This window comes from Vibrio sp. 10N.222.49.C9 (assembly GCF_041474985.1).
Taxonomy (GTDB): Bacteria; Pseudomonadota; Gammaproteobacteria; order Enterobacterales; family Vibrionaceae; genus Vibrio; species Vibrio crassostreae_C.
The window spans coordinates 1-372 of record NZ_JBFRVD010001159.1 but is presented as its reverse complement, the minus strand read 5'-3'; the positions used below and the strand labels follow the sequence as shown (position 1 = coordinate 372).

Below are 372 nucleotides of genomic sequence, written 5' to 3'. Positions count from 1 at the left end.
GCCTTTGTGTTGGAATACATAGAACAGAGTAATACCGATACCTGCGACCATACCCGCAATCGCACCTTCTTTGTTAATATTCTTGCTGAATATACCCATCATCAAGGCCGGGAAGATGGAGGAGGCAGCCAATCCAAAGGCGAGGGCAACCGTACCGGCGGCAAAGCCCGGTGGGTTGAGTCCCAGATACCCCGCGACCCCAATCGCCACCGCCATGGATATCCGGCTGGCGAGCAGTTCTTTCTTCTCTGAAATGTTGGGGTTTATTACCCCTTTTATCAGATCGTGCGAGATGGAGGAGGAGATAGCCAATAGCAAGCCTGCTGCAGTTGATAGTGCTGCTGCAAGACCACCTGCAGCGACTAGGGCCTG

At 53.2% G+C, this 372-nt stretch carries 1 protein-coding gene; it reads right to left on the bottom strand.

Annotation, left to right across the window (positions count from 1 at the left end; genetic code table 11):
• Positions 1–372 (bottom strand): sodium:solute symporter family transporter (locus AB4585_RS27355; RefSeq protein ID WP_408063599.1); only part of this gene is annotated, 372 nt, incomplete at both ends.